The sequence below is a fragment of the Acinetobacter sp. YH12058 genome, from assembly GCF_013419805.1.
GTDB lineage: Bacteria > Pseudomonadota > Gammaproteobacteria > Pseudomonadales > Moraxellaceae > Acinetobacter > Acinetobacter towneri.
The window spans coordinates 16,291-36,496 of record NZ_VOZL01000025.1 but is presented as its reverse complement, the minus strand read 5'-3'; the positions used below and the strand labels follow the sequence as shown (position 1 = coordinate 36,496).

Annotated in this window: 18 protein-coding genes and 4 tRNA genes; 8 read left to right on the top strand and 14 right to left on the bottom strand. The window is 42.0% G+C overall.

Going from position 1 to position 20,206, the window contains the following annotated elements; genetic code table 11:
- The first annotated feature begins 410 nt into the window (after nucleotides 1-410).
- Genes FTU09_RS12180 through FTU09_RS12170 form a run of 3 tightly spaced genes read left to right on the top strand, consistent with a single transcriptional unit; the run spans nucleotide 411 to nucleotide 2,615 of the window.
- A complete protein-coding gene (locus FTU09_RS12180; RefSeq protein ID WP_096902398.1) occupies nucleotides 411-914 on the top strand; it encodes a YfiR family protein in 504 nt (167 codons plus the stop codon).
- Entirely contained in the window at nucleotides 911-2,146 is a 1,236-nt protein-coding gene (locus FTU09_RS12175; protein ID WP_180080439.1) for a diguanylate cyclase domain-containing protein, read from the top strand. Before FTU09_RS12180 ends, FTU09_RS12175 begins: the two co-directional genes overlap by 4 nt.
- The gene (locus FTU09_RS12170) at nucleotides 2,139-2,615 is read left to right on the top strand and encodes an OmpA family protein (protein WP_004976277.1); all 477 of its coding nucleotides are present in this window, start codon (nucleotides 2,139-2,141) and stop codon (nucleotides 2,613-2,615) included. The genes FTU09_RS12175 and FTU09_RS12170 overlap by 8 nt, the downstream gene beginning before the upstream one ends.
- A gap of 190 nt (nucleotides 2,616-2,805) precedes the next feature.
- Here FTU09_RS12170 and FTU09_RS12165 read toward each other — a convergent pair.
- The 8 genes from FTU09_RS12165 to secA all read right to left on the bottom strand — a co-directional run bounded on the left by FTU09_RS12165 (nucleotide 2,806) and on the right by secA (nucleotide 9,235).
- Nucleotides 2,806-2,882: transfer RNA gene (locus FTU09_RS12165), tRNA-Pro, on the bottom strand.
- A gap of 18 nt (nucleotides 2,883-2,900) precedes the next feature.
- Nucleotides 2,901-2,976 (bottom strand) — tRNA-His (locus tag FTU09_RS12160).
- A gap of 38 nt (nucleotides 2,977-3,014) precedes the next feature.
- Nucleotides 3,015-3,091 (bottom strand) — tRNA-Arg (locus FTU09_RS12155).
- A gap of 46 nt (nucleotides 3,092-3,137) precedes the next feature.
- Nucleotides 3,138-3,214: transfer RNA gene (locus tag FTU09_RS12150), tRNA-Pro, on the bottom strand.
- A gap of 153 nt (nucleotides 3,215-3,367) precedes the next feature.
- The gene (gene nadA / locus FTU09_RS12145; RefSeq protein WP_179997479.1) at nucleotides 3,368-4,435 is read right to left on the bottom strand and encodes a quinolinate synthase NadA; all 1,068 of its coding nucleotides are present in this window, start codon (nucleotides 4,433-4,435) and stop codon (nucleotides 3,368-3,370) included.
- A 150-nt stretch (nucleotides 4,436-4,585) separates the two neighbouring features.
- Nucleotides 4,586-5,806: a bifunctional glutamate N-acetyltransferase/amino-acid acetyltransferase ArgJ gene (argJ, locus tag FTU09_RS12140; protein ID WP_180080437.1), complete on the bottom strand. Its 1,221-nt coding sequence runs from the start codon at nucleotides 5,804-5,806 to the stop codon at nucleotides 4,586-4,588.
- Nucleotides 5,807-6,001: 195 nt separating this feature from the next.
- Entirely contained in the window at nucleotides 6,002-6,358 is a 357-nt protein-coding gene (locus FTU09_RS12135; RefSeq protein ID WP_180080435.1) for a hypothetical protein, read from the bottom strand.
- A gap of 162 nt (nucleotides 6,359-6,520) precedes the next feature.
- Nucleotides 6,521-9,235, bottom strand: coding sequence for a preprotein translocase subunit SecA (gene secA / locus FTU09_RS12130; RefSeq protein ID WP_180080433.1), 2,715 nt, complete (start codon nucleotides 9,233-9,235; stop codon nucleotides 6,521-6,523).
- Nucleotides 9,236-9,573: 338 nt separating this feature from the next.
- On the opposite strand from secA, the gene FTU09_RS12125 reads away from it, so the two are divergent.
- Nucleotides 9,574-10,215: a peroxiredoxin gene (locus tag FTU09_RS12125; protein ID WP_180080431.1), complete on the top strand. Its 642-nt coding sequence runs from the start codon at nucleotides 9,574-9,576 to the stop codon at nucleotides 10,213-10,215.
- Nucleotides 10,216-10,347: 132 nt separating this feature from the next.
- A complete protein-coding gene (locus FTU09_RS12120; protein ID WP_180080429.1) occupies nucleotides 10,348-11,172 on the top strand; it encodes an MBL fold metallo-hydrolase in 825 nt (274 codons plus the stop codon).
- A gap of 62 nt (nucleotides 11,173-11,234) precedes the next feature.
- Here FTU09_RS12120 and FTU09_RS12115 read toward each other — a convergent pair whose 3' ends face one another.
- From FTU09_RS12115 to FTU09_RS12095, 5 genes are all read right to left on the bottom strand, one after another.
- On the bottom strand, nucleotides 11,235-12,293 hold the full coding sequence (locus FTU09_RS12115) for an SPOR domain-containing protein (protein WP_180080427.1): 1,059 nt from the start codon (nucleotides 12,291-12,293) through the stop codon (nucleotides 11,235-11,237).
- Nucleotides 12,290-13,573, bottom strand: a complete 1,284-nt coding sequence (gene folC, locus FTU09_RS12110) for a bifunctional tetrahydrofolate synthase/dihydrofolate synthase (RefSeq protein WP_180080426.1) — start codon at nucleotides 13,571-13,573, stop codon at nucleotides 12,290-12,292. Before folC ends, FTU09_RS12115 begins: the two co-directional genes overlap by 4 nt.
- A complete protein-coding gene (gene accD, locus FTU09_RS12105) occupies nucleotides 13,570-14,466 on the bottom strand; it encodes an acetyl-CoA carboxylase, carboxyltransferase subunit beta (RefSeq protein WP_004976262.1) in 897 nt (298 codons plus the stop codon). The genes folC and accD overlap by 4 nt, the downstream gene beginning before the upstream one ends.
- Nucleotides 14,463-15,266 (bottom strand): tryptophan synthase subunit alpha, encoded by an 804-nt coding sequence (gene trpA, locus FTU09_RS12100; RefSeq protein ID WP_004976260.1) that lies wholly within the window; start codon nucleotides 15,264-15,266, stop codon nucleotides 14,463-14,465. The genes accD and trpA overlap by 4 nt, the downstream gene beginning before the upstream one ends.
- Nucleotides 15,267-15,672: 406 nt before the next feature.
- Nucleotides 15,673-16,737, bottom strand: a complete 1,065-nt coding sequence (locus tag FTU09_RS12095; protein WP_180080424.1) for an AraC family transcriptional regulator — start codon at nucleotides 16,735-16,737, stop codon at nucleotides 15,673-15,675.
- Nucleotides 16,738-16,869: 132 nt separating this feature from the next.
- On the opposite strand from FTU09_RS12095, the gene FTU09_RS12090 reads away from it, so the two are divergent.
- On the top strand, nucleotides 16,870-17,745 hold the full coding sequence (locus FTU09_RS12090) for a metal-dependent hydrolase (protein WP_131261957.1): 876 nt from the start codon (nucleotides 16,870-16,872) through the stop codon (nucleotides 17,743-17,745).
- A 210-nt stretch (nucleotides 17,746-17,955) separates the two neighbouring features.
- On the opposite strand, the gene orn is transcribed toward FTU09_RS12090, so the two are convergent.
- Entirely contained in the window at nucleotides 17,956-18,513 is a 558-nt protein-coding gene (orn, locus tag FTU09_RS12085) for an oligoribonuclease (protein ID WP_004976254.1), read from the bottom strand.
- Nucleotides 18,514-18,637: 124 nt separating this feature from the next.
- Between orn and rsgA the strand changes: the two genes are divergently transcribed.
- Together rsgA and FTU09_RS12075 are read left to right on the top strand one after the other, a co-directional pair.
- Nucleotides 18,638-19,696, top strand: coding sequence for a small ribosomal subunit biogenesis GTPase RsgA (rsgA, locus tag FTU09_RS12080; protein ID WP_154321039.1), 1,059 nt, complete (start codon nucleotides 18,638-18,640; stop codon nucleotides 19,694-19,696).
- Nucleotides 19,697-19,790: 94 nt separating this feature from the next.
- Nucleotides 19,791-20,198, top strand: coding sequence for a rhodanese-like domain-containing protein (locus FTU09_RS12075; protein WP_004976250.1), 408 nt, complete (start codon nucleotides 19,791-19,793; stop codon nucleotides 20,196-20,198).
- Nucleotides 20,199-20,206: the final 8 nt, after the last annotated feature.

Genomic DNA, 20,206 nt, shown 5'->3' with positions numbered 1-20,206 from the left:
TCAATCAATCAGTAAAAATCCACACAAGTTGTTCTTCATAATCTCTTAATGATCTTCTCGATGCTTCGTCAGCATCAAGCTAGGTCGGCTATATTACGCTTTATTTCTAAAGTGTCAACTGGTAATTCAAATTATTTTAAACTTTCTTTCTAAAACCCAACTCAATCATTCTTAACCAAGTCATTGTTTTATCAGAAGTTTTAATCTTCATCACCGCCGATGGATGTGCATTATAGGGCAAATATTTCGCCTTGCAACCCCTCTTTTTAAGTTTTATAAGTTTTTTAGTCCGAACGGTTATTTATTCGGCAAAATCATTTAGATCTGTATTATTCTTGCTCAAAATTAGCAGTATGCTTATTTTCCAATATTAGCTACACTACTTTTATGTTCATTCGTGTTGTATTGAAATGACTCAAAATTTAAAAATAATAACCTTGCTGTCATTTGTAGCAATGCAAACACCTATTTTGTATGCTGCACCTGCATCAAATCTTTATAACACTACATTCTCCATTTTAGCGTATGCAAAATGGCAAGCTAGCACGCCCAAACTTTGTGTCGTAAATCAAGATAATATTGCACAACAATTCAAAAAACATGCCCCATTACATAATAAATATGACATTCAACCCATTCAAAGCCATGAAATATCTAAAAGTAATTGTCAAATATTAATTTTTTCTACGCTTTCTGCTGCACAAGAACAACATACCTTAAATACTCAAGTTCGATTTCCAGCCCTATCTATTAGTTTAAACAATCTGGAATGTGAAACTGGCAGCGCTTTTTGTCTTTATAAAAAAAATGATAACTATGCTTTTAAAGTCAACATGGAAAGCTTGACTCAATCTCAAGTGCATATTGATCCGCGTGTATTACTGCTTGCAAAAACATCGGAGTCAAACTCATGAAGCAGTTATACACTCCAATTACCTTGCATCAATTATTCACACGCGCACAACTCACTATCTTTGCTCTGACTTTTACAATTTGTTCAATGATTTTTCTGGTCATTTCAACCTACACCATGAACACCTTCGCAAAAAATAGTTTGCAAAGTTTATCTGCAGCATTAAATGAACGTATTCAACCGGCTGTTGTATTCAATGACCAAATAACACTGAACGAAATTCTGTCTGAACATACGCAGCGTTATTCTATTCGTTCAATTGAAGTACGCTCACCTAAACAGACACGTATTGCCTTTATTGAACAGCAAGGTCTAGAGCATTTTTCAATTCAGGCTTTATTGGACTATCTGTTTTTTAATCATCCTGTTCGGCTGAGTATTGACCATAATCAGCAAAACTATGGTGAGTTGGTGGTGTATGGAAACTCTAGTGACTTGGTCAGTTTTTTTTATAAAATCGTTTTAGGATTAATTTTCGGTTTTATTTTGCTTTTAATTGCTGTGTTTTGGTCAATTAATTCAATTTATCAATATCTCATGCAATCTTTAAGTTCTATTGTCAGCTCGGCACAGGAGATCAGTGCACAAAAAAATTATAAGCTGCGCGTTTCAAGTTCAGATATTCAAGAACTTCATGAACTGAGTTATGCCTTTAATGGCTTACTCAATGAGATTGAACAATCCCATAAGAATTTATTGGTTGAAAATCATAAACTGCAATTTCAGTCGCAATACGACAATTTAACGCAGTTGCCAAATCGTAATTATTTTTATGAAACACTGTTTAAGCTATTTACCCAGCCTTCTGCTACGGCTGCAGTATTTTTTTTAGACATTAATAACTTTAACCAAATCAATAACCAATTTGGGCATTTGACGGGCGATAATATTTTACGTGATTCATCACATTGTCTAATTCAGATTTTGCCCTCACATGCGTTTGTTGCGCGTTTAGGTGGCGATGAGTTTGCAGTAATCTTAACTGGCTCACACTCCACTGCAGAATTAGAGGATTATTGTCAAAAGATTCATGCTTGCTATACCTCTACATTTAAGTATGAACAGCAACAAGTTTCCTTAAATGTCAGTATTGGCGTAGCATTGATTGAATATGCAAAAACTCCTGAAAATTTAATTGCCGATGTCGATCGCGCAATGCTCAAAGCCAAACGTGATCAATCAAAATGGTATATTTCACCTCAATCAAACAATAAACAGGTTCCTTATGCTTAAAAAAGTTCTGATCGGCACACTTATTCTTGTTATGGTTTCACTCAGTGCTTGCATGAGTTTGGGGAATGTCAGCTATAAGCAGGCGCGCATGCTAAAACAAGAAGGCTTTATTTTAAGTGATGATGGCTGGACCTTAGCCCTGCCTGAACGCTTGTTATTTGGTTTTGATGAATACGCCATTCAAAATAGCCAAAAAGAACGCCTCAACCAATTGGCACAACAGCTGCATAAATATGACTTGGATAAACTCAAGTTTATTGGTCACACAGACAACGTAGGTTTAGCCAGCTACAATCAAACCCTATCGGAAAAACGCGCCCAAAATGTGGCTCAGATCTTTTTAGATCAGGGTTTTGAAAGAAAAAATATTCAGGTGATTGGACGTGGTGCAACACAACCAATGGTAAGCAATGACACACCAGCAAATCGTGCCACCAACCGACGCGTCAATGTGACGATTGTGCCTTAATAAAAAAGACACTAAAACTTTTCTTATATTGAGCCTCATTCTTGAGGCTTTTTTATGCTGACCAATAACTAATACGAAATCAATTTTAAACCAACAAGGCTTTCATAAATTTCAGGCATAAAAAAACCGCTTAACGCGGTATCTTTATTGACTTAACCATTTCTACTTAGTATCTGTTCTATTTAGAAAATGGTCGGAGCAGTAGGATTCGAACCTACGACCCCCTGGTCCCAAACCAGGTGCACTACCAGGCTGTGCTATGCTCCGTTTATCTCTCAAAGAGATTGGGGTGAATGACGGGATTCGAACCCGCGACAACTGGAATCACAATCCAGGGCTCTACCAACTGAGCTACATCCACCATTATGTTTGGTTCTTTTATACCAAGCTACCAAAAAATGGCGCGCCTGACAGGATTCGAACCTGTGACCATCCGCTTAGAAGGCGGATGCTCTATCCAACTGAGCTACAGGCGCATGACCGATGATACATAATATCATGCGATACGTTGCCTTGAAGAATTGGTCGGAGCAGTAGGATTCGAACCTACGACCCCCTGGTCCCAAACCAGGTGCACTACCAGGCTGTGCTATGCTCCGATTCATCTCAGCTTTTTGTGTATCGCACATCGTGCGGTACGGTGTGCATTCTAGGCGCGACGCCCGAAGACGTCAACACCTATATTTAAAAAAAATTAAAAAAAAGCTTCAACCGTATATTTATCAAGCATTTTTGATATTTTTCAATCAATTTTAGCGTTTTAAGCTCGCACTGAAATTCAACATACGATCTAGTGGTAATTTAGCACGTTCTGCCATGGCAGGTTCAACGAATACTTCTTGATCACCTGTTTGCAATACATGCAAAATTCCATCCAATTCATTCATCGCCATCCACGGGCAGTGTGCGCATGAACGACAGGTTGCACCCTCACCTGCAGTTGGTGCTTCAATTAGAATTTTATTTGGTACAGCTTGCTGCATCTTGTAGAAAATACCGCGGTCTGTTGCCACAATTAAACGCTCGTGTGGCAAAGTTTTTGCCGCTTGAATAAGTTGCGAGGTACTGCCCACCGCATCAGCTACATCAACAACTGATTCTGGTGATTCTGGATGCACCAAAACTGCTGCATCCGGATACATGGCTTTCATATTGGCTATACCGCGTGAACGGAATTCTTCATGCACAATACACGAACCATCCCAAAGCAGCATATCTGCGCCAGTTTTCTTTTGAATATAGCGTCCTAAGTGCTGATCTGGCGCCCAAATGATTTTTTCACCTAAGCTATCGAGATGTTCAATAATTTCAACCGCACAGCTTGAGGTAACGACCCAATCTGCACGCGCTTTTACCGCAGCCGATGTATTGGCATAAACCACGACTGTATGATCAGGATGCGCATCACAGAAGCGGCTAAACTCATCGACAGGACAACCCAAGTCCAGTGAGCAAGTTGCTTCTAAAGTTGGCATAAGAATGGTTTTTTCTGGCGATAAAATTTTGGCAGTTTCGCCCATAAATTTTACACCAGCTACGACCAACGTGGTTGCCGCATGATCACGACCAAAACGTGCCATTTCCAGTGAATCTGAAACACAGCCACCAGTTAATTCTGCCAGTTCCTGTACTTCAGGATCGCAGTAATAATGAGCAACCAAGACAGCATTGCGCTTTTCGAGTTCTGCTTTAATTTGCGCAAATTTTTCCTGCTTGGCTTGCTCACTCAAATGATGTTCTTTGGTTTCACCCAAGCGATCTAAATGCGCCTGCACAATTGATTTGGCTTCATTGGCAATTAAATTGGTCGCATCATTCATAACAACGTCTTCTCTATCTTCATGCTTGCCCGAACACAAGCTTACTCAAGTCACTGATGATATGGGGGCAATTTACTCATTCACCAGCCCTTTGCCGATTGAATGCTAAAAAAGCCTCACAACGGAGGCTTTATCACTCAATTTGAATTTTTACGAACGGTAATCCGCGTTGATCTTGACATAATCGTAAGACAAGTCACAAGTATAGACTGTATCTGTCGCTTGACCACGTCCTAAATTTACACGAATGGTCATTTCGGTTTGTGCCATGACTCGCGCGCCCGCTGCTTCGGTATAGTCGGCAGCAGCACCGCCATCTTTGCAAATTTGCACATCATCCAACCAAACCTGAATTTTTTCAACGTCTAAATTTGGCACGCCTGCATAACCAATTGCAGCAAGAATACGCCCCCAGTTTGGATCTGAGGCAAAAATGGCCGTTTTTACCAATGGTGAATGTGCAATGCTGTACGCAATATCACAACATTCTTGGGTATTGTCACCATCTTCAACACGTACCGTAATGAATTTTGTTGCACCTTCACCATCACGGATAATCAGTTGAGCCAAACGCAACATCACACGATTCAAAACATCTAATACCACAGCATAACGCGGGTCATTTTCGCTGCAAATTTCAGTGCCACCCGTCTGACCAGTCGCCACCAAGATACATGAATCATTGGTCGAGGTATCGCCATCTACAGTAATACGGTTAAACGATTGTTCTACGCTGTGTTTGAGTAATTGCTGCAAGATGTCACGTTGAATTGGTGCATCGGTTGCAACATAGCTAAGCATGGTCGCCATATTTGGGCGAATCATACCCGCACCTTTAGAAATGCCTGTCATGCTATAAGTAATACCATCTAACTCAAACTGCTCAGATGCACCTTTTGGCGTGGTATCTGTGGTCATAATACCTGTCGCAGCATCATGCCAAGCATCCTCACGTAACGATGCCAGCGCAGGCGCTAAACCAGCAACCAAGCGCTCAATCGGCAATTGCTCACCAATCACACCTGTAGAAAATGGCAAAACTTCTTGGGTAGATACACCTGCCAATTCAGCCAATTTGGCACAGGTGATTTCTGCATTTTGCATACCCAATTTGCCTGTACCCGCATTGGCATTACCTGTATTAATGACCAAGTAACGCGGATTGCCCTGAGCTAAATGTGCTTTGGACACATACACAGGTGCAGCGCAAAATGCGTTTTGAGTAAAGACACCCGCCACATTTGAGCCTGCTGCAAATTCAAAAATAACCAGGTCACGTCGGTTCTGATAACGCACATAAGCCTCTGCTGAACCAATTTTTACACCTTTGACCACATGCATGTGTGGCATAGAGACGTCACCAACTGCCATTTTGAAATTTCCAGTACAAATTTGAGAATGTCACAGCTTAGTGGAAATTGAAGAAAAAATCGAGCATCCACCCTGCTTGATTCAACTTTTGTTAATACACAAGGTCATATATAAAAAACCAGCCCGTATGGACTGGTTTTAATCTTCAATATAATGCATCAGCAACTAAAATTATACTGATTGAGCCTATTTGGATTATGGCGTAGTCGCAACCACGGTTTCACCCAATAAAGCCTGTTTTGCACGTTCTTGACTTGCTGCAGATAAAGCAGGATTTGCAGCCACAATACGATTTACATTGGCAGCATTCACAGGTGCAATCGCTGCAGTATGCAACACGATTGGACGCTGATCTGGATTGGCAAAGGTATAACGAATACCTGTGCGTGGGCTTGCCACAGTCACGTGACCATTATCCACTTGTACCTGTGCAGTGGTCGCACCCACAGCAGCTTGAACTTTTGCAGGAGTTGTCGTTGTTGCCGCATTTGCAAATGCGAAAGTAGGCAAGCTCAAGGCAACAATCATTAAAGGTTGTAATACTTTTTTCATTTTTTGTTCCACACATGGATATTGCATGTGCAACTAAATAGCATTTAATTCCAAAATCTGCAAATGCTATACACATCTTGCAAAACTATTACCACAAAGATTTTGCGCCCCAAAATACAAAAAGCAGAACCAAAGTTCTGCTTAAGTTGTAACAAGTCAGGTTTAGATTTTACCGTGACACTGTTTATATTTCAGTCCTGAACCACATGGGCATGGCGAGTTACGGCTCGCAGGCGCAACAACAGTTTGCTCAGCAGCACTATACTGTGGTTCTGATTCAAAGGTTTCGCCCGTTAAACCGTCTACATCAGCATGTGAAAGATTAAGCTGCATCGCTTCTGCTTGCGCTTGCTGTTGAGCTTCCATCGCTGCCAATTCTTCAGGTGTTGGGACATGCACACGCGAAAGATCGGTCACGACATCGGCTTTAATCACACCCAACATATTCACAAATAAGTTAAAGGCTTCTTTTTTGTACTCTTGCTCAGGGTTCTTTTGTGCATAACCACGTAAATGAATCCCTTGACGCAAATAGTCCATAGCCGCCAAATGATCTTTCCAATGACGATCAAGTGAACTGAGCATAAAGTGGCGTTCTAACATCGCTGCAGATTCATCACCCATTTGCTCACGACGTGCACGATAACGTGTGACAATTTCATCGGCAATACGTTCTACTAAAGCTTCTTCATCTAGGCGACGATCATCTTCAAGCCATTGGTTAATTGGTAATTCGATACCTAAATCATCACGCAAGGCACGCTCTAAACCATCAATATCCCATTGGTCATGAATTGATTCTGGTGGAATATAATTGGCGATCATACCTGTGACCACTTCACGGTGCATTTCTTCAATATAGTCTTGCAGCGTGCTTTCTGCCAGAATATCATCACGCTGTGAATAAATGATCTTACGTTGTTCGTTGTTTACGTCATCGTATTTCAACAAGTTTTTACGGATGTCGAAGTTACGTGCCTCAACTTTACGCTGTGCATTTTCGATAGAGCGTGACACCATTTTGTGTTCAATCGCTTCATCTTCCTGCAAGCCCATAGCACGCATCATTGCTACAACACGATCACCTGCGAAAATACGCATTAAGTCATCTTCAAGTGACAAATAGAAACGTGACACGCCTGGGTCACCCTGACGACCTGCACGACCACGCAACTGGTTGTCAATACGGCGCGATTCGTGACGTTCTGAACCAATAATGTGTAAGCCACCTGAACTTAACACCATGTCATGGTTTTGTTCCCACTCTGCCTTTAAACGCGCTTCATCTTCAGGAGTTGGGTTTTCAATTTTGGCTAGCAGGGCTTTCCAGTTACCACCTAGCAAAATATCTGTACCACGGCCTGCCATGTTCGTGGCAATAGTCACCGCACGTGGTGAGCCTGCTTGCGCAATGATGTCAGCTTCGCGTTCGTGTTGCTTCGCATTTAACACTTCGTGCTGAATACCCGCTTCACGCAGTTTGTCCGATAAAATTTCCGAAGCTTCAATGGTTGCGGTACCAATCAAAATTGGCGCTACACCCGCTTCATGCACACGCTGAATTTCTTGAATAATTGCGTTGTATTTGCCTGCACGGTTTAAATAAATCAAATCGTTCTGGTCATTACGAATCATTGGGCGGTGGGTTGGAATAATCACCACATCCAAACCATAAATTTCTTTCATTTCTGCAGCTTCAGTATCTGCAGTACCCGTCATACCCGATAATTTTTTGTATAAACGGAAATAGTTCTGGAAAGTTGTGGTCGCTAAAGTTTGGTTTTCAGGCTGAATTTCTAAGCCTTCTTTGGCTTCTACCGCTTGGTGCAAGCCTTCTGACCAGCGACGGCCAGGCATGGTACGACCTGTGTTTTCATCGACAATAATCACTTCACCATCATGGATGATGTAATGCACGTTGCGTTGATACAAGAAGTGCGCACGAATAGCTGCAGATACGTGATGCACCAAATTTAGGTTAGATGCAGAATACAGACTTTCTCCTTCTGCCAATAAACCCATTTGAATTAATTCATTTTCTACCGTTTCATAACCAATTTCGGTCATTTCTACAGTGCGTTGTTTTTCATCAATCCAGAAGTGTCCGCCATCTGCTACTTTTTCTTCTTTTTGCGCATGCAATTTTGGCGGAATGGTGTTGATTGCCGCATATAACTGCGATGAGTCATCGCTTTGACCAGAAATGATTAATGGGGTACGTGCTTCATCAATTAAGATCGAGTCCACTTCATCAATAATGGCATAAGTCAGGCCACGCTGTTTTTTCTCACTCAGCGAGAACACCATGTTGTCACGCAAGTAGTCGAAACCAAATTCGTTATTGGTACCGTAAGTAATGTCTGCACGATAAGCCTGTGCTTTTTCAGTCGGGTCTTGCATGGAGTAGATAATGCCAATGCTTAAACCTAAAAACTCAAATAAAGGACGGTTGAGTTCAGCATCACGCTGCGCCAAGTAGTCGTTCACAGTAATGACGTGCACGCCCTGACCGCTTAAAGCATTTAAATAACAGGCCAAAGTTCCCATTAGGGTTTTACCTTCACCTGTACGCATTTCTGCAATTTTACCTTCATGCAAGGTAATACCACCAATCAACTGCACGTCATAGTGACGCATGCTCATGACACGTTTGGCGGCTTCACGACATACTGCAAATGCTTCTGGTAATAATTTATCTAAACTTTCGCCTTTGTTATAACGTTGTTTGAATTCTTCGGTTTTTGCAGATAAGTCTGCATCGCTTAAGGCAGATATCGTCGGCTCGAGCGCATTAATCTTGTCTACGATTTTACGCATGCGTTTGAGTTCGCGCTCATTTTTAGTACCGAAGATTCCTCCGATCAGACTTGCCAACATGAATAAACTCTCTAAATCTTGCTTGTCAAATAAATAGGTTTTTCTTAGTGGTTATTATGGTGCTAGAAATTTGAAGTACAAGGGTTTTGCACAAAAACCTATTAAAAATTCCAATCTCTACTTGCCATTTCTCGCTGCTAAGTGGCAGTTAATGTAACAAATTTCGAGCGGACGATATATAGCAATCACACATCAATCTATTTTGAAAATGCAATAAAAACGACACAGCATATTCAATTTACTAATAAGCACATACAAAAACACTATTTAATTCTGCAAAAGGAATGGCGCATAGTAGTACGCACACATCACACAACAAAACAAGACAGAGGTACACAATGACTATTCGCTTAGGTGACACTGCACCCAACTTCACGCAAGATTCAAATGAAGGCCCAATTGATTTTTATGAATTTTTAGGTGACAGCTGGGGCATTCTATTTTCGCATCCTGCCGACTACACACCTGTCTGCACCACCGAGCTAGGCTATACCGCAAAACTGAAAGATGAATTCAGCAAGCGCAATGTCAAAGCGATTGCACTTTCTGTAGATGATGCTGAATCTCATAAAGGCTGGGTTCAAGATATTAACGAAACCCAAAACACGACGGTTAATTTCCCAATTCTTGCTGACCAAGATCGTAAAGTATCTACGCTGTACGATTTTATTCACCCGAATGCCAGCGAAACACTGACTGTTCGCTCATTAATCATTATTGATCCAAATAAAAAAGTACGCTTGATCATTACTTATCCTGCTTCTACAGGACGTAATTTCCACGAAATTTTACGTGTCATTGATTCACTACAACTGACTGACAATTACAAGGTTGCAACACCTGCCAACTGGCAAGATGGTGAAGATGTGGTCATTGTGCCTTCCATTCAGGATGAAGCGGAACTTAAAGAACGCTTCCCAAGTGGATATAAAGCCATCAAGCCTTATTTACGTTTGACCAAACAACCGAACCGCACTTAATTAAGTGTTACATGAGCAAGCCTATCTTCGGATAGGCTTTTTTATGCTCCAATTCCGTTAATCCGATTGTGATTGGCGACACACAACAGATCAGGTATAAGCAAAATAACATTCATAAAAAAACGTCATTTTGTGATCTACAACATTCATCATTTACATTGCGGCACGTTTTGCCCAATCTGTGCGCCTTTATTTGGACAACAAGGTTGGCAGGCAAAATTGGTCTGCCATTGTCTATTATTAGAAACAGATCAAGGCTTGGTCTTGGTCGATACAGGCTTAGGCGTTGAGGATTATTTACATCCCAAACAGCGTTTAGGCACATTACTGACCCATACCGCTCGGATTCAACACGACTTAAGCCAGACCGCACTCAAGCAAATCCAGCAACTTGGTTATCAGGCCAGTGATGTGCAACATATTTTGGTATCGCATTTGGACTTTGATCATGCGGGTGGGATTGCTGATTTTCCAAACGCGACTGTGCATATCCTCGCGAGTGAATACAAGGCAGCCTGCAATTTAAAGTCTTTAAAAAATCGCATGCGTTATAAACCTAAGCAATTTCAGCAACATACTCATTGGGATTTTTTAGAACCAACACGAGGTGAAGCTTGGTTTAATTTTAATCGTGTGCAAGGTTTAACAATTTTTAAGGATGAAATTTTACTGATTCCTTTGCCTGGACACTCCGCTGGTCATTGTGGCATTGCCATTCGGCAGGCACAGGGCTGGTTATTTTTCTGTGGCGATGCTTATTATGCGCAAGCACAGCTAGACCCTAAACAATGCTTCCCAGCACTACATACAGTTGAGTATTTGTTTGCAGAAAATAATTTAATGCGTTTAAAGACTTTAGCGAATATTCAGCATTTGGCTCAAACTGCACCACAAGTTGAGATTATTTGCGCACATGATCCAATTGCCTTAGCGCAATATCAAATACCAAAAGCCTAAATAAAAAAGGATTTAACCTGAAAGATTAAATCCTTTTTTAATAAACATCTTGATCGAATGATCTAGTCACGTTTATCTAACGGCACCCAATCAATCACCCATGCAGATTTCATATTCAAACTTGGGTCTGCGGTAATTTTCTTACGGGTTGCATCGGCAGCATCACGGTCTTTAGATGGCCCAACCATAATCCGAACCCCTTTAGACGTTGGACTTTGGGTGACTTTATAACCTTTGGCTTTCAGTTTTGCCGCCAAAGCATCGGCATTGGCTTGGTTAGCAGCCAAAGCCACTTGTACCATCCACTGCTTATCACCTTCTTCCAATAACTTACGTGCTTTTTCAGCTTCAGCCTTTTTCTTGGCAGCTTCTTCAGCTTTGCGTTTTTCCTCAGCTTTACGTTTTTCTTCGGCAGCCTTACGTTCTGCTTCTTTTTTCGCTTCTGCTGCTTTGCGCTCTTGTTCAGCTTTACGCTCTTGCTCTGCTTTACGTTTCGCATCAGCTTGGCGTTGTTCTTCCGCTTTGCGCTTCTCTTCTGCAATGCGTTGTTCTTGCGCTAAACGCTTTTCATCTGCTGCTTTTTTCTCTGCAGCACTACGCTCTTGCGCAGCTTTTAACTCAGCAGCTTTCTTGGCATCTACTGCCTTTTGCTGCTCTAACTTCTTTTGTTGAGCAGCTTTTTCTTCAGCTAAGCGCTTTTGCTTGACTTGTTCATCTTCGACCAATTCCGGTGGAATATTGTCAGAACTTTGCTGCTGACCAGAACGCAATGCATTTAAGGCAGCATATTCTTCTGCAGCTTTACGCGCTGCTTCAGCTTCTGCCTGTTGTTGCATCGCTAAAAACTCAGCTGCACGTGCTTCTTGCTCCGCTACTGCTTTTTCACGCGCACGGCGCTGCTCTTCAAGCAGACGCTGCTCGGTTTGCACATCGACAGTTAAAGGTTGCAATTGCACCATTTCTGCCTGATTGGCATTTTTATGTTGAACTTGTTCGGCTTGGCTTGGGGTTTTCACATTATTTTGATGTATTTCTTCTTGCCCTTTTAAAAGCAATGCTGCCAATAAAACACCACCACCTAATAAAACAACGCCACCCATCCAGCGCTGTTTGTTATTCATTGACATTCTTCCAAATACTCCCATACCGCTTCTAAGGTATGAAATGATCCACATACCAAAATCAGCTGATTATTTTTTGTTTCATCCAGTGCTGATTTAAAAGCCAATTGTATACTGTCGAAGTGTTGTATTGTTTCGCCTTGCAAAGCCTGATCCAAAACCGTGATCTCTGCCGCACGAGGCACATTTAATGTGGCAATTTTCCACATTACGACACTATCTTTCAATAACTCAACCACAGAATTTATATCTTTATCTGCAAGCATTGAAAAAACACTGACCACTTCAGTGTACTGTTTATTGTAATTTAAGAAATTGCGCAATTGCTTTAACAAAAATTCAACGCCATGCGGGTTATGTCCTGCATCAAAAATCACAGTTTTGCCCTGAATTTGACAAACTTCAAAACGTCCTGCCAATTTAGCCGTTTGAATACCTTGTGCAATTGCATCTTGGGTGATTTCTAAACCACTGTGCAAGACTGCTGCCACAGCCGTTGAAATATTATCAAGTGCCAAGCTGCCTGCTGGAAGTTTTAAGGTGCAGCCCGATGCAGCAAACATCCACGACTCACCATCTTGCATGTCCCGATAAAAATAATCACGATTCAGGGTAAACAATGGTGCATTACAAGCTGCTGCCTTATCTTGAATAGCTTGAGGCAAATCTTGCTGACCTGCAAAAATGACAGGAATGTTAGGACGAATAATGCCTGCTTTTTCATAGGCAATTTTTTCGATGCTATCGCCTAACCAATCGACATGGTCTAAACCGATATTGGTAATAACCGCCACATCTGGATTAACGACATTGACCACATCTAAGCGTCCGCCTAAACCGACTTCAAGCACCCACACATCGCAGTCACGTGCTTTAAAAATCACAAAGGCTGCCAAAGTCGTGGCTTCAAAGAAAGATAAACTCAGATCGCAATCACGTCGTGCTTGATCGACTTGCACAAAAGCATCAATCAAACTTTGGTCATCGACCTCGACACCTGCTAATTTGACCCGTTCATTAAAACGGTAAATATGCGGCGATTGGTACAACCCAACCCGATAGCCCTGCGCATTTAAAATAGCCGCTAAAGTGGTTGTGGTTGAGCCTTTGCCATTGGTTCCCGCAACCGTAATGACTTTAGCTTTAGGATGGGTTACACCCAATTTTTCTGCAACGGGAATGACCCGTTCCAAACCTAAATCAATACCCGTAACGTGAACATGGCTCCAATAATTGAGCCATGTGTTTAAATCATCGGTTGCAAGAGGTGCTGTGTTCAAGGCAAGTTCATCAGTTTCGCAAGAATACGATAAACTGTATCACGTAATGCATGACGATGGACAATTTGATCGACCACACCATGATCAAGTAAGTATTCTGCACGTTGGAACGGTTCTTCCAGTTTTTCACGTACAGTTTGCTCAATGACACGTTTACCCGCAAAACCAATCATCGCTTTAGGTTCTGCAATGTGCACATCACCCAGCATCGCCAATGATGCAGTTACACCACCATATACAGGATGTGTTAATACTACGATGTAAGGTAAGCCTGCTTCTTTCATACGTTGAATTGCTGCAGAAGTACGCGCCATTTGCATTAATGACAACATGCCTTCTTGCATACGCGCACCGCCCGATGCTGCGAAGCAAATTAACGGTTGTTTTTGCTGAATCGCACGTTCAGCAGCTTGCACAAAACGGTCACCCACTACGGTACCCATTGAGCCGCCCATAAAATCAAACTCAAATGCACAAGCAATGACTGGCATATCTTTTAATAAGCCCTGCATCACCACTAAAGCTTCGGTTTCACCCGTTTTCTTTTGCGCTTCAGTCATACGCTCAGGATAAGCTTTGCTGTCTACAAATTTGAGTGGGTCTTTGGCAGAGAATTCTTGACCTAATTCGTTTTGCACTTGGTCAAAGAACCAAGTTAAACGCTCACGCGCTTTCATACGTAAATGTTCATCACATTGTGGGCATACATAAGCGTTGAACGACATTGCCGTACGTGTCACCAAGGCATGACATTCTGGACATTCAATCGTTGGTTCAGTAAAGATCGCTTTTAACGCTTGTTGCTCATCTGGTGTTTCAATACCAGGTACACCACGTGCAGTCCACGGCGTCGATGGGCTTAGAATTTTCCCTGTTTTCACTTCTTGACTCATACTAACTCATCGAGCGCAGCTCGAAGCTCCTTCACTTTATTAACCGTTGCAATGACGGCTTGTTCTGGTGCTAAGCTCGCAAATTGTTTTACAAAAGCACTTCCGACAATGACTGCGTCGGCAGCCGCGCCCATTGCTTTGGCAGATGCAGCATCACTGATGCCAAAACCCACACCCACAGGCACGTTGGTTACAGCTTTAATCTGTTGGATGCGGGTTGCTGCTTCTGCAACATCAAGTGTTGCTGCACCCGTCACGCCTTTCAAAGAAACATAATAAATAAAGCCACTGGCTTGGTTTGCAACAAATTGAATACGCTCTGGTGTAGAAGTTGGCGCTAACAAGAAAATTTGATTCATCCCATATTTATTCAGGACTTCATCAAATTCTTGGGCTTCTTCAGGTGGTAAATCGACCAGAAGTACACCATCGACACCACAGTCATGTGCATATTCAACAAACTTTTCATAACCAATGACTTCTACAGGGTTTAAATATCCCATCAATACCACAGGAGTTTCCTGATCTTTTTGACGGAACTCTTTGACCATGTTTAAAGCATCTAGCGTATTGGTTCCACCTGCCAACGCTCGCTCTGCAGCGAGGGCAATTACTGGACCATCAGCCATTGGGTCTGAAAACGGCAAACCTAATTCAACGACATCTACCCCTGCCTCGACCATTTGATGTAACAACGGAACTGTGACTTCTGGATGAGGGTCACCTGCCATAACATAAGAAACCAAGGCCTTACGCTGTTGAGATTCAAGCTGTGCAAATCGTGTGGCTAAACGTGACATAGGGTTGTATTTTCCTTGAATGATTAAAACTGAGACATTTGCTATTGTAGAAATACAAATTGACCCATTGTAACGCTATTTTTTACTCAATGAATAGCGCACAGGCATGAGTTGCTGCATTTCTGTTTGCAAAACGATTTATTCAGAACAACCGCGAGGCTACATTTACTGATATTTGCGCTTTTTTCTCAATGATCAAAGATGCCTAATTTTGCCTGCTTATCGGTTTTTGAAACTTGCTCAATCGTGCTTTTAAATTTAAAAATATTGATAAAAATAAACAACTTCAGGTTTTATCTTAGGCTTTATCAACCTTGCAAAAGCTGATTCGGTCATGGCTACACACAGCTTATTTTCAATCTCTTAGCGCGAAATCACCTGTTGATAATGAGCCAATCCATACTATTTATGGCGTATTTTGCTGTAGAGAAAGTGCATCCTCAGCTTGCTGCAACTGCTGTTTACGTTTTAGCAAGGTCTGTCCTGTACAGGCTTTATAGGCACGTGCCAAAGCCGACTGGTCTGAATACCCCAACAACTGTGCAATGTCGCTTAGACTCACATTTTGTTGTAGTAAGTTTTCACAACGCTGCATCCGTTCTATTTCCAGAATCTGTTTAAAACCCGTACCTTCCTGTTTAAGCTGACGCTGTAACGTACGCCCTGAACGAAATAAACGCTGTGCCACCCACTCAATATTGGGTACTTGCTGTTCATAACGTAAATAATGCGCCACCAGCTCTTGGACTTGTTGCCGCACGGTTTCCAATTGAGGTTTGAGCGCAATCGCATCTTCAGCTTGTTTGGTGAGTAAATGAATTAAAGAGGGATCGGCTTGCTGTGGTTTTAAACTGAGGCTTTCTAAATTTAAAACAATTTGATATTCTGCTTGCTTAAATAAAACCTTACAACCATAAAACTTTTCATAATGCAGCATCGCCATACGCGGTGCATGGGCAAAATGAATTTCCCGTATCGGAGAGTGTTGAAAATCAAAAATTTGCATGGCCAATTGAGTCATACAAGCAAAAGTCATTTCATGAACCAAGCTGTATTTTTCATCCACCAATGGCCATGATAAATATAAAGCATCTGATTGTTGTTCCAGTCGCATTGGTACGGCTGCCGTACCATCCACCACCAAGCGACTAAAACGCATCATATATTGAATGGCTTCTGCAACACTGTTACTACGCGATGCCATATAGCCAAGCACGCCAAAATGTTCAGGCTGAATATAACGTGCCAATTCAAAAACGAGCGTTGGACAATCTAAAAACTGAATACTGTGTTGGATGATCTCGTTAAAAAACTGATAGGACGATTGGGTATCCATGGGCAATGCCAACACATGCTGTAACTGCTGCAATTGTGCAGGCGAAAATCCAAGCTGCTCAGGAACTCTGCCCTGTGCAGATAAATAGCGTAACCAAAGTTGATAATAACCATTCGGAATTTGAATTTCGCTCATGTGCTTGCTCATTTTGACATGCATCATTTTCTTTTGTCGCTTAATGTATAAAAACTGGCAAATACTGTCAAAACAAATCTGCCAAAGCCCGACATAATGCAAACAGGATTGACCAGAGTGAAATAAAATAAAATGAATGCACTTGTCCAATATCATGCTGCGCCCATAGTACGCAGCAATCTCGATTTTAAATTAGCCGATGTGCCGCGTTACTGGTTTGCAGGTGACCCGTTTTTAACCCGCATGTTTGATGCTTTGAGCCTGACTTTTCCTGATGGCGAGCGTTATTTCATTCAATCGGTACGTTTGTTCCGTGATCAAATTCAAGACCCTGACTTAAAACAGCGTGTTGCCGATTTTATTCGACAAGAAGCTCAGCACGGCATTGCACACGACAAAATGAATCAGGTCATGAAAGATCAAGGCATGCCTGTAGATCAGTTTATTCAGCGTCTAAACAAAGTGTTTAAGTTTGAACTGAAATATCGCTCGCCCCAATACAACATCGCCATGACAGCAGCTGCGGAACATTTAACCGCACTTATGGCAGAAACTTTTTATGGCGAAAAAGACACGCTGCAAGATGCACATCCTTATGTCCGTGCTTTATTTGCATGGCATGCGATTGAAGAAATGGAACATCGTGATGTGGCGTTTGATGTGATGCAACAGGTGGGCAATGTGCCTGAAGTGACTCGAAAAATGGCGTTGGTGCTGACCACAGGTTTAATGTTCGGATTTACCCTGTACCGCGCAAATGTCATGCTGAGATGCGATGGGTTTAATCGTACCCAGCGCCTTAAAATGAATGTACGTGGCTTGCAATGGCTGTTTGGCAAACAAGGGAAATTACGCAAAATGCAATCACAATATCGTGATTGGTTTAAACCTGACTTTCACCCTAGCCAACATCCAATCATCGCGCAATATGATGTCTGGCTTGAGACTTTGGCGCAAACAGGCGACCCAATTCAGGCAGGTGAAGCATTTTGGCAGGCAGGAAAATAAAGCTTTTGGTTTTGCTTGGCTTTTAACCAATGAACACCTAAGCATTGCTTAGCTTTATACAAACTTGCCTCTAATATCTTTATATAAAGTAAGGCATAAGGCAATGCTGAGTCATATCTTATTATTTCTTATTTATGAGTGACCAACACAGTTTAAGCGTAAGAGATCGCTGTTACTGTTACAGCTCCATCTCCTACGCAGAAAAAGGTTTTAGTCCTGATTCATAATAAAAAAGTATTGGCGATAATATTTCAGCTCAGCAATCGAATCACGAATATCATCCATCGCCAAATGCGACGCATTCTTTTTCAAACCGCTCATAATTTCTGGACGCCAGCGCTTTGCCAACTCTTTCACTGATGAAACATCCAAATTACGATAATGGAAGTACTGTTCCAATTCAGGCATTAAACGGTGTAAAAAACGGCGGTCTTGGCAAATTGAGTTGCCACACATTGGCGATGTTTTAGGATTGACCCATTTTTTTAGAAACTCAATGGTTTGCTGCTCTGCATCCTGCGCAGTGAGTTTGCTGCGACGCACACGCTCAATTAAGCCCGATTGTCCATGCTGACGTGTATTCCACTCATCCATGGCATTTAAAATACGATCAGGTTGATGCACAGCCAGCACAGGACCTTCTGCCAAAATATTTAAATGATCATCGGTCACAATGGTAGCCACTTCAATAATTTGGTCGTTATCGGTATCTAAACCTGTCATTTCCAAATCAATCCAAATGAGGCGAGTATCAGGCGTGCTGCTCATAAATGTGCAATCTTATTCGGCTTAAAAACAGCATAGTAGCAAATTTCTTGCTTCTTGGCTGTAACTGTGCCCCCGCTTCATGCTATTTTTGCCATCCTGAGTTCATGGTTTTTTTAGGATATGAATGGCTTTAATTCGTAAGCGTCGATTGACTGAACAACAGCAACGTCGAATTGAAAAACAACACAAGTCACGTCAGGCAGACATTGACACTTCACATGATTTAGAAGGCTTGGTGGTACAACACTATGGTCGTCAATTAGAAGTTCAGGCTTTATCTGTTCCTGAAATTCATCCTGAAAAACCGGTGGTGCACGCAGGTGAGCCAGAACCATTTTGGAAACCTATTGAAATGGGAAGTATTTGGCGCTGTCACACTCGTACCAATTTAGAATTATTGGTGACGGGAGATCGGGTCAAATGGCAGGCCGACCCAAATACAGGTTTAGGAATTATTACCGCGATTCATCCACGCCAATCTTTATTGACCCGACCTGATCGTTATCACAAAGTTAAACCTGTTGCCGCCAATATCAGTTTGATTGTGATTGTTTTTGCGCCTTTGCCTGAACCTGCACCGGGCTTGATTGACCGCTATTTGGTTGCTTGTGCCGATGCCGATATTCCCGCCTTATTGGTTTTAAACAAATCTGATTTACTCAAAGAAAACGACCCGATTTTAGACTTGCTCAAGGAATATCAAGACTTGGGATATGAAGTTATGCAAACCCAATCCGATGCGAATTTAGAGCATTTAGCGGCACGTTTAGCAGGTGAAACGGTAGCTTTTGTCGGGCAATCGGGCGTGGGTAAAAGCTCGCTGATTAATGCCATCGTGCCCGAAGCGGCGCAAAAGACCAATATCATTTCGGAAAACTCGGCACTTGGACAGCACACCACAACCTCTACTCGTTTAATTGGCTTTGGAGATGGTGCTGCCTTAATTGACTCACCGGGGATTCGTGAATTTGGTTTGTGGCACTTGAGCCAAGATAAAATTCAAAATGGTTTTCCTGAAATTGAAAACCTGTTGGGTCATTGCCAATTCCGCAACTGTACCCATAAACATGAAAAGCAATGTGCGCTGCGACTGGCTGCTGCAGAAGGCGAAATTTTATCGCGTCGTTTAGACAGTTATTTAAGACTGTGTGATGAAATTGCCGAAGCGCAACAAAAAAATTAATTTTATTGTGGCGCTGCCCTTGAAGCGGTGTTTTTGATCGCCATATTTATACGCTATACTCTTGAACAATTTTGACATTGTAATTAGGTGACTTGTGGAACGTTGGTTCGAATTTATGGGGAATCATCCCTTCTTATTTGGGACGCTGGCTGTATTGGTAGTGTTGTTCTTTGTGTTAGAAGGTCAACGCAATGGTCGCAAAATTTCCCCACAATCTTTGGGTATTTTAGTCAAAGCTAAAAATGCCATGTTGATTGATTTACGTGATGCCAAAGATTTCCGTGAAGGTCATATCAGTGGTAGCCGCAATATTCCCTATAGCCAAATTACCAAGCATGTTGAAGAGTTAAAAACCTCAGATCGCCCATTGGTCTTTATCTGTAACTTGGGTCAGGTTGCAGGCAGTGCTTTACAACAGGTCGCACATACCGATGCCTATCGTTTAGATGGCGGTATTAGCAACTGGAAAGCACAAGGTTTACCTTTAGTAAAAAGCAAATAGTTTTACCC

Coding starts and splice junctions, on each gene's coding strand:
- FTU09_RS12135 (WP_180080435.1), bottom strand. CDS start 6,358: ATGAAAAAAGTATTACAACCTTTAATGATTGTTGCCTTGAGCTTGCCT.
- nadA (WP_179997479.1), bottom strand. CDS start 4,435: ATGAATGATGCGACCAATTTAATTGCCAATGAAGCCAAATCAATTGTG.
- FTU09_RS12095 (WP_180080424.1), bottom strand. CDS start 16,737: ATGAGCGAAATTCAAATTCCGAATGGTTATTATCAACTTTGGTTACGC.
- FTU09_RS12180 (WP_096902398.1), top strand. CDS start 411: ATGACTCAAAATTTAAAAATAATAACCTTGCTGTCATTTGTAGCAATG.
- secA (WP_180080433.1), bottom strand. CDS start 9,235: ATGTTGGCAAGTCTGATCGGAGGAATCTTCGGTACTAAAAATGAGCGC.
- trpA (WP_004976260.1), bottom strand. CDS start 15,266: ATGTCACGTTTAGCCACACGATTTGCACAGCTTGAATCTCAACAGCGT.
- argJ (WP_180080437.1), bottom strand. CDS start 5,806: ATGGCAGTTGGTGACGTCTCTATGCCACACATGCATGTGGTCAAAGGT.
- rsgA (WP_154321039.1), top strand. CDS start 18,638: ATGGCTTTAATTCGTAAGCGTCGATTGACTGAACAACAGCAACGTCGA.
- FTU09_RS12170 (WP_004976277.1), top strand. CDS start 2,139: ATGCTTAAAAAAGTTCTGATCGGCACACTTATTCTTGTTATGGTTTCA.
- accD (WP_004976262.1), bottom strand. CDS start 14,466: ATGAGTCAAGAAGTGAAAACAGGGAAAATTCTAAGCCCATCGACGCCG.
- FTU09_RS12175 (WP_180080439.1), top strand. CDS start 911: ATGAAGCAGTTATACACTCCAATTACCTTGCATCAATTATTCACACGC.
- FTU09_RS12115 (WP_180080427.1), bottom strand. CDS start 12,293: ATGAATAACAAACAGCGCTGGATGGGTGGCGTTGTTTTATTAGGTGGT.
- FTU09_RS12125 (WP_180080431.1), top strand. CDS start 9,574: ATGACTATTCGCTTAGGTGACACTGCACCCAACTTCACGCAAGATTCA.
- orn (WP_004976254.1), bottom strand. CDS start 18,513: ATGAGCAGCACGCCTGATACTCGCCTCATTTGGATTGATTTGGAAATG.
- FTU09_RS12090 (WP_131261957.1), top strand. CDS start 16,870: ATGAATGCACTTGTCCAATATCATGCTGCGCCCATAGTACGCAGCAAT.